Annotated in this window: 9 protein-coding genes; 6 read left to right on the top strand and 3 right to left on the bottom strand. The window is 57.3% G+C overall.

All coding sequences use genetic code 11. The features are described from left to right. Positions 1-50 precede the first annotated feature (50 nt). Complete coding sequence (locus V7080_RS20505) at positions 51-716, bottom strand: GntR family transcriptional regulator (RefSeq protein ID WP_334190245.1); 666 nt, start codon at positions 714-716, stop codon at positions 51-53. Positions 717-832: 116 nt separating this feature from the next. Between V7080_RS20505 and V7080_RS20500 the strand changes: the two genes are divergently transcribed. From V7080_RS20500 to V7080_RS20480, 5 genes are all read left to right on the top strand, one after another. Continuing rightward, positions 833-1,696 carry a fumarylacetoacetate hydrolase family protein gene (locus tag V7080_RS20500; protein WP_334190244.1) on the top strand — a complete coding sequence of 288 codons (864 nt, stop codon included), beginning with the start codon at positions 833-835 and terminating at the stop codon, positions 1,694-1,696. 42 nt (positions 1,697-1,738) lie between these two features. Beyond that, a complete protein-coding gene (locus V7080_RS20495) occupies positions 1,739-2,758 on the top strand; it encodes a TRAP transporter substrate-binding protein (RefSeq protein WP_334190243.1) in 1,020 nt (339 codons plus the stop codon). 73 nt (positions 2,759-2,831) lie between these two features. Further along, on the top strand, positions 2,832-4,235 hold the full coding sequence (locus V7080_RS20490; protein ID WP_334190242.1) for an FAD-binding oxidoreductase: 1,404 nt from the start codon (positions 2,832-2,834) through the stop codon (positions 4,233-4,235). A gap of 49 nt (positions 4,236-4,284) precedes the next feature. Continuing rightward, positions 4,285-4,788, top strand: a complete 504-nt coding sequence (locus tag V7080_RS20485) for a TRAP transporter small permease (protein WP_334190241.1) — start codon at positions 4,285-4,287, stop codon at positions 4,786-4,788. Positions 4,789-4,799: 11 nt separating this feature from the next. After that, positions 4,800-6,080, top strand: coding sequence for a TRAP transporter large permease subunit (locus V7080_RS20480; RefSeq protein WP_334190240.1), 1,281 nt, complete (start codon positions 4,800-4,802; stop codon positions 6,078-6,080). A gap of 179 nt (positions 6,081-6,259) precedes the next feature. On the opposite strand, the gene V7080_RS20470 is transcribed toward V7080_RS20480, so the two are convergent. After that, entirely contained in the window at positions 6,260-7,750 is a 1,491-nt protein-coding gene (locus V7080_RS20470; RefSeq protein ID WP_334190239.1) for an MFS transporter, read from the bottom strand. 170 nt (positions 7,751-7,920) lie between these two features. Then, positions 7,921-8,133 carry a hypothetical protein gene (locus tag V7080_RS20465; protein WP_334190238.1) on the bottom strand — a complete coding sequence of 71 codons (213 nt, stop codon included), beginning with the start codon at positions 8,131-8,133 and terminating at the stop codon, positions 7,921-7,923. A 164-nt stretch (positions 8,134-8,297) separates the two neighbouring features. Between V7080_RS20465 and V7080_RS20460 the strand changes: the two genes are divergently transcribed. After that, a complete protein-coding gene (locus V7080_RS20460; protein WP_334190237.1) occupies positions 8,298-8,639 on the top strand; it encodes a carboxymuconolactone decarboxylase family protein in 342 nt (113 codons plus the stop codon). Positions 8,640-8,785: the final 146 nt, after the last annotated feature.

The following is an 8,785-nucleotide window of genomic DNA, read 5'->3' as shown; positions in this document are numbered from 1 at the left end:
GCGCAGGGTCTTGCAGCTCAGGGTGCCATCAATGATTCCGACATTGCAGGCTACTGCGGCAGCGAGCGCAAAATGATTTGTGCCGTTGCAAAAAAATGCTGCTCGAGTTCCTGGAATACCGCCGGTTCGTCGCCGCGCAGCACCGCTTCCATCAGGCGCCGATGTTCGTCGTGGACGTTACGCTTATCCGTCCCGAGCGGGACCGAGAGTCGCCGGTAGCGCTCGCTTTGCTGGTACAACACTTTACGCATGCGTAGTAGCCAGGCACTGGGGCAGGCGCTGACCAGTGCTTCATGAAATTGGCCGTGGGCGTCATTCCACGCCGGTGTCGATCTGGGTTCGGCTTCGGTCGGCAGCGTTTCCAGACGTTCCATTCGGTGGGACGCCGCAACAATGCGGGATTCCCATTCGACGTCCCCGTGTTGCATCGCCTTGCTCAGGCAAAGCGATTCAATCTCCACCCGGGTCCGGGTCAAGTCCAGCAAATCCTCGCTACTGACCGGTGTCACCCGGTAGCCGCGATGCGATTCCGAGATCACCAGTCCTTCGGCATTGAGGCGCGACAGTGCCTCGCGGATGGCGCCCAGGCTGACCTCGAGGCGCTTTTCCAGCGCGCCGATGTTCAGTTTGGAGCCGGGCAGCAGGCTGCCGGCCATGATTTCGGCGCGGATAAGTTCGAAGGCGGCCTCTGCCTGAGTGCGTTTATTGATCAACATGGCGGTCATTCTAGAATTCTATATCCATAATATACCAAATAAAAAATAATATATTATCTTGCGCTTGATATATTACTGATGGTAAATTGCACATATCGAAACTTTAAAGGCGGACGATGAAGCTGGTTCAGTTTTTGTTGGATGGAAACGAAGGGTGGGCAGTTTGCGACGCCGGGAGCAACACCTGGCACGGTGCCATGCAGGGCGCGGCGGCGTATCCCGGCAGCCTGGATGCGCTGGCCCAGGACAGCGCCGCAGCCTTCAACAAAGCCGCCAGGGCGATGTTGCTGCAGCCCGCAATTGACCTCACAAGCGTGCAGTTCCTGCCGCCCCTGGGTCGCCCGCGGAAGATTATCTGCGTTGGCCTGAACTATCGCGACCATACCGAAGAAAGCGGCTTCAAGCAGCCTGACTATCCGACCCTCTTTTCGCGTTTCAATACCAGCCTGACTGCGCATGAAGCGCCGCTGCTGCATACCGACCTTTCCGACACGCTCGATTATGAAGGTGAGCTGGCAGTGGTGATCGGCAAAGGCGGCAGCTGCATCGCGCGCAACCAGGCGCTGACCCATGTTCTGGCGTATTCGGTATTTAACGATGGCAGCGTGCGCGAGTACCAATTCAAGTCGCCGCAATGGATGGTCGGTAAGAACTTTGACGGCACCGGCGGTTTTGGTCCCTGGCTGGTGACTGCCGATGAACTTCCCCCTGGTGCGCGCGGCTTGTCGATCCAAACCAGGCTCAATGGCCAGACCGTGCAATCCGCCAACACCAATGACATGGTGTTCGACGTCGAGTCGTTGATCGTCATCCTCAGTCAAGCCATCACGCTGGAAGCCGGCGACCTGATCGTTGCAGGCACACCAGCAGGCATAGGACACGCACGAACCCCGCCTTTGTATATGAAGCCGGGCGACGTGTGCGAAGTAGAGATCGAAGGTATCGGCCTGTTACGCAATCGTATTGAACGACGCGCATAAAAAGCCGGCGCTAAAAAACCAAAACCATCAGGAGACAAACCCATGAAACTGAACCGACATCTCAGCGCAGCAGCCCTGATCGCCGTCGCCGCCTTCACGGCGCTCAGCGTGAGCGCCCAGGACATCAAGCCACGTACTGCCCGCTTTGGCTTTGGCTTCGCCGAAGATCATCCAGCAGGCAAGGCAGCCAAAATGTTTGCCGCCGAAATGGCGAAAGTCAGCGACGGCAAAATGAAAATTTCCGTCATCGGCAATCAGGCTTTGGGGCCTGACCCGCAAATGCTGGGCGCCTTGCAAGGCGGCGTACAGGAGTTTTACACAGGCAGCGCCCTGGGCTTGTTAGGTCAGGTCAAGGAGCTCGGATTTCAGGATGTGCCCTTCCTGTTCAAGACGGAAGCGGAAGCACATGCTGTGTTCGACGGACCGGTCGGCAACAGTCTGAACGAAAAGCTCAACGGTGTCGGCATTCATGTGCTTGGCTGGTGGGAGAACGGCTTTCGCCACATTACGAATTCGCGCCGTCCGGTCAATACCCTGGCCGACCTGAAAGGCCTGAAGCTGCGGACCCAACCAAATCCGTTGACACTGGACGCCTTCAAGGCGATCGGCGCCAATGCCTCGCCGCTGCCATGGTCCGAGCTGTTCGTCGCACTGGAAAGCAAAGCCTTCGATGGCCAGGAAAATCCGGTCGTGCTGATGTACACACAGCGCTTCTATGAAGTGCAAAAGTACATGACCTTGTCTGGCCATGTGTATTCGCCGCTGATCTTTGCGGTCTCGAAAAAATTCTGGGACAGCCTGTCGAAAGAGGAGCAAAAGCTGATGACGGCTGCCGCCAAAAACGCCACCGCCTATCAGCGTGCCGGAACCGCAGCCGAAGCGACCACGGCCCTGCAGGGCATGAAGGACAAAGGCGTTCAGGTGACACAATTCTCGGAAGCGGACTTGCAAAAAATCCGTGACCTGGTGCCGCCGGCGATCGCCCCGCATGTGCAAAAAATCGGTCCGGAGTTCATGAATCTGGTTTACAGCGAAATCGCCAGGGTACGCGCCGGTAAATAATGCTTGGTGATGATGCAGCGTCGGACCAACGGTCTGCGCTGCCGCCAACTTTTCAAAAAACCTGAGCACATCCATGAATCAAACCACATTATTGCCTGCGTACGCGTTACCTGTTGAATTCGTCGCCAGCCTGCGGGACCTGTTAGGCGAGCGCCTTTCGACCAATACCGCCATACGCGAACACCATGGCCGGGACGAATCGATCTTTCCCGCAATGCCGCCGGACGCCGTCGCATTTGCGCGCAGCACCGATGAAGTCCAGGCGATCGTGCGTTTATGTCGTGATCATCGTATCCCGCTTGTACCTTATGGGGCGGGCTCTTCGCTGGAAGGCAATACGCTGGCCGCAAAAGGCGGCCTGACCCTCAACCTGCAACAGATGAATGGCGTGCTGGCAATCCACGACCAGGACCAGACCGCCACAGTGCAGCCTGGGGTAACGCGCAAAGCACTGAACGCCTTGCTGCGCGATACCGGTTTGTTCTTCCCGGTCGACCCGGGCGCCGATGCGACGATCGGCGGCATGTGCGCCACGCGCGCGTCCGGCACCAACGCGGTTCGCTATGGCACCATGCGGGAAAACGTCATTAACCTGACGGTGGTCACCGCGGATGGCGAGATCATCAAAACCGCACGCCGCGCCAAAAAATCAGCAGCCGGTTACGACCTGACCCGGCTGTTCGTCGGCTCCGAAGGCACGCTGGGCGTCGTGGTTGAAGCGACCGTCAAACTGTACCCGCTTCCCGAGAGCATCATGGCGGCTGTCTGCGCCTTCTCTGACATCGAGTCCGCAGTGCAGGCGGTAGTGCAGACCATTCAGATGGGTGTGCCGATCGCCCGCGTAGAGTTCGTCAACAGCGTGGCCATTCAAGCGCTGAACCTTTACAGCAAGACTGGTCTGCCCGAACAGCCGCATCTGTTTTTTGAGTTCCACGGCAGTCAAGCCGGCGTAAAAGAACAGGTTGAACTGGTACAGGATATTTGTCGCGACGGCGGCGGCGCGCAGTTTCAGTGGGCAAGCAGCCCCGAGGAACGCAGCAAGCTGTGGGAGGCGCGGCACAATGTGTATTTCGCTGTGCTGCAATTGCGCCCGGGCTCCCGCTCGGTCGTCACGGATGTCTGCGTGCCGATCTCGCGCCTCGCAGAATGTGTTGGCGAAACCACCAGCGACCTGCAGCAGAGCGGCATGCTGGCGCCGATTGTCGGCCATGTCGGCGACGGCAATTTCCACGTCCAGATGCTGGTCGACGGCGCTAACCAGGCCGAGATCGACCAGGCCGAACATCTGAACGCCCGGCTGGTCGCCAGGGCCTTGGCAATGGATGGAACGTGTACCGGCGAACATGGAATCGGCCTGCACAAACAGGGTTTCCTGCTCGATGAACTCGGCAGCGCGTCGGTCAACCTGATGCGCCAGATTAAGCATGCGATGGATCCGCATAACCTCATGAATCCCGGGAAGATTTTTACGTTTTGAACATTCCTGGCGAATGCCTGGCCAAAAAATATGACAAGGAGCCCCGGTCATGAACCGACTCGTCGACTGGTATTTCAAGACGCTGGAAGTCATCATCGTCGTTTGCCTGGCCGCCATGTGCCTGATGGTGTTCGGCAATGTCGTGTTGCGCCACTTCTTTGAATCCGGCATCAATATCTCGGAAGAGCTTTCGCGCTTCATGTTCATCTGGATCACCTTCCTCGGCGCGATCATCGCGATGCGCGAAGGCGGGCACCTGGGAATGAACATGGTGGCAGCACGCCTGTCGGGCAAAGCGCTATTGGCCACCGTGCTGCTGGCGCAATGCATCGTACTCGGCTGCTGCGGCGTGTTGTTGTGGGGACTGATCAAACAATACAATCTGAACGCGGCTAACACCGGTATGGTGACCGGCATTTCTCTCGCCATCGTGTATTCGGTAGCCTATCTATGCGCCGCGTCGATCGCGCTGACGACCTGCTGGAACATCCTGCGGCTCCTGCTCGGCAAGGTCAGCCCGCACGAGCTGCTGCAAGTCAGCGGCAGCGAGTAAGGGAGCCGGCCATGATCGTCCTTATCTTTGTCGTCGCGCTCCTCGGCGCAATGGCATTAGGCGTGCCAATCTCGTTCGCGCTGTTGGCCTGCAGCATGGCCATGATGTGGTACATGGATTTTTTTGACGCGCAGATCCTTGCGCAGAACATGCTGTCCGGCGCAGACAGCTTCCCGTTGATGGCGATTCCATTTTTTGTGCTCGCGGGCGAACTGATGAATGCCGGCGGCATCTCGACCCGCATCGTCGGGGTCGCCAGTGCCTGGGTCGGCCATTTCAAAGGCGGCCTGGGCTATGTGGCCATCTTTGCCTGCGTGATCATGGCATCGCTGTCCGGTTCAGCAATTGCCGATACGGCAGCCGTTGCCGCTCTGCTGATTCCGATGATGCGCAACGCCGGCTACGACATCCCTCGTGCCTCCGGACTGATTGCATCGGGCGGTATCATCGCGCCCATCATTCCACCTTCGATCGGCTTTGTCATGCTGGGCGTGGTCGGCAATATCTCGATCACCAAACTTTTTATCGCCGGCATCGTGCCTGGTTTGTTGATGGCAGTGGCGCTGGTCGTCACCTGGGCATTCCAGGCGCGCCGCGACAAAATGCCGCGCGGCGACCGGATGCCGCTGCGCCAGCGCCTGGCGGCGACCGTCGCAGGCTTTTGGGCATTGCTGCTGCCAGTGCTCATCGTCGGTGGATTAAAAGGCGGCTATTTCACCCCGACGGAAGCCGCCGTGGTGGCAGTCTTTTATGCCTTGTTCGTCGGCTTTGTGGTGTACCGCGAGTTGAAGTTCAAGCAGCTCTACAGCCTGTTGCTGGCCGCCGCAAAAACGTCAGCCGTGGTCATGTTCCTGGTCGCCGCCGCGCAGGTTTCCGCCTGGCTGATCGCTGCGGCAAACATCCCGGCCACGGTCGCCGACATGCTGCTGCCACTGGTGGACAATCCGGTCTTGCTCATGCTGGTGATCATGGGGCTGATCTTTCTGGTCGGCACCGCGCTGGACTTTGCACCGACCATCCTGATCCTGGTGCCGGTGCTGCTGCCGGTGGTGCGCATGGCCGGCATCGACCCGGTTTATTTTGGCGTGATGTTCATGATGAACAATGCCATCGGCCTGATCACGCCACCGGTGGGCACCGTACTCAATGTCGTTTGTGGCGTGGCCAAGGTTCGCATGGAGCCGGTAATCAAGGCAGTCACGCCGTATCTGCTGGCGCATTTAGCGGTGCTGTTACTGCTGGTGCTGTTCCCGCAGATCGTGATGGCGCCTTTGCGTTTCCTGACGGGCTAGACCTGGACGCAGCCTGTCATGCAATCGGCAGACCCAAGGTCAGGCGTGCTGCGTCGGCATCACCGCTACCCGCAAACGGTCCAGAGGGCGATCAAGCGTGCTGTTGCGGCTGCGATCGACCCACTGCTGCCGTTCGACGTTCCACTAAGCAGCCATTCATGCACCTTTTAAATGTAACCTCAAATATGTGCCGCCGAGGTGTGCTGCGTCTGTTGGGTATTGACTACCACGGCTACGACAGTTGCCGCGACTGTCAGCAAGGCTGCTCCAGCAAGAAACGCCGTTGCATAACCCTGAGCCAACGCTTCACTCGCCTTTGCGATCAGATTTGTGTCACCTGCTGCCAGACTTTGCTGTAAGACGGTACTTGCGTTGGGTAAAAACCCATTCGCCGTCAAAGTGGAGATGGTAGCGAGTAGCGACACTCCGAGCGCTGCACCGATCTGCTGGGAAGTATTGAGCATGGCCGATGCAACACCCGCCTGTTCCTCGGAGACGCCTTGCACCGCAGTCAGGGTCAACGGCATGAATCCCATTCCCAGGCCGAAGTAGGTGACGAACAATGCAGGAAGCACATGCCACAGGTATGACGATGTCGGACTCAGCGTCGATAGCCAATACATCCCCAACGCAGCGATCAACAATCCTGGCACAGCGACTGCCCGTGGTACAAAGCGCTCAACCAGTTTGGTACTCGTTCCAGCAGCCAGAACGATACCGACGCTGACAGGTAAAGACGCAAGGCCAGACATCACCGGGGTGAACTGCAGAACCTGCTGCATGAACAGGGTCAGCAGGAAGTACGTCGCCATCAACCCACCGCCGATGAAGAGAACCGCCAGGTATGAGCCAGACCGATTGCGATCTCTGAACAACGAAAGCGGCAGCATCGGATGTTGGCGACGGCGCTGCAATACAAGGAACACAATTCCCAGCACTGCGAAGACAGCAAATGAAGCCAGCGTCACTGCATCGTTCCAGCCATGCTCACCGCCGCGCGTAATGCCAAACGCAAGCGCAAACATCGCGCCAGAGCCGCTAATGGCGTCAAACGTGTTCAGTGTGCCAGCGTTGCGCTGTCCCTCAGCCAGCATCCGCGTGCCTGCAAGCACTGCCAGACCAATCGGAACATTAATGAGGAAGACCCACCGCCAACTGAGGAACCCAGTCAAGACGCCCCCCAGGAGAATACCAACGGTCATGCCTACTGCCGACATGGCTGCATAGACTGCCAATGCCGTATTACGCTCTTTGCCGACAGGAAAGGTCGTGGCGATCAACGCCAGCACGTTCGGTGCGACCAATGCTGCCCCAACCCCCTGCAGGCCACGGGACGCAAGAAGCATCTCAACATTGACGCCCAAGCCGCCAAGCAGGGACGCCAACGTAAATAACACTAGGCCAATACGCAAGACGCGTCGGCGTCCATACAAATCCCCGATGCGACCGCCGAACAGCAACAAGCTGCCGAATGCGAGCACATATGCACTGATGATCCATGGCAGGAGGCCTGCCGATACACCAAAGTCTTGCTGAATGCTGGGAAGAGCAATATTGGCAATGGTGTCGTCAAGAACCAGCATCAACTGTGCTGTGACGACGACCACCAATGACAGCCGCAGTCTGCGGCTGTTTGTGGCAGTTGGATTGAGAGTAGAGGGCGACATCATCGGCTCCAAGTATGCAAATCACTGTGTGCAGTCATCATGAAGTTTCCAATGATGTCAAGGTCAAGGGTTTGCGTTGAAAATGTTCACGGTGTTCGGACCTGCATGTCTTCAAGTCTGTGGCACGACCGTGCAAAGGCCGCGCCACACCTTCTTACCTACAGGAACTTATCTTAAAAGCGGTATGACTCACCGTCGGCAGGCACCAATACAAGTCGAGGGTCCATGCGCTTCTCGGCAATAAAGTCGCGCAGGTCTTTGCGTGTCCGCATGCCATGGTTCACAAATTCCATGTGGCTGCCGATCACCGTGGCCTGTGGCGCAGCCTGATTGGCGCAACACAAGTGTTCCTTGCCCATGATGATCGAGCCGTCAAAGCCAAGCACGCGAGCATTCAAACGTCGAAGCTTGACAGCTTAAAAGGATGGGCTTAGTATAACTACCTACTAGTTGATAGGGAGGGCCGGATACGTAATTGCAAACGTATATTTCTAGGCACTCCACGGGGTCGACTAGTAATTTTCTCAATTTATTTAATAGGTGGATCGATATGGAAAAGAGATGGACTGAAGAGTTGAAATCATTGGTTAAGCGCGTCACCAGCTTCAACAAGGCAAATGCGCCGGTCGCTGGCGCATTTCATAACTTGGAAACTGCTACGCGCGAAAATAGCGTACTTGATGCCAAGACGCATGAGCTGATCTCACTGGCTGTTGCGGTAACCACCCGTTGTGATGGCTGTATTACAGCTCACGCAGGTGCCGCAAAGAAGGCGGGGGCCACCAAGGAAGAGATCGCTGCTGCACTGGGAACGGCGATTGCGCTGAACGCAGGCGCGGCTTATGTTTACTCTTCACGAGCTTTTGAGGCTTACGAAGAATTTGCGGCTTGATTGAGCATTGCCCTCACGATGTAAAAATAGGCCGACCGAGCGCCGAGTGTGAAGTTGACAGGCTTCCAATCGGTGGGCCGCCTATAATCTTGGTTGCTCAATGGACGTAGCGATTAGGAAAGTTTATGGCAGTTGGAACACGTGAT

This window comes from Noviherbaspirillum sp., from assembly GCF_036846085.1.
GTDB lineage: Bacteria > Pseudomonadota > Gammaproteobacteria > Burkholderiales > Burkholderiaceae_D > Noviherbaspirillum.
This window is presented reverse-complemented; position numbering and strand designations above follow the sequence as displayed.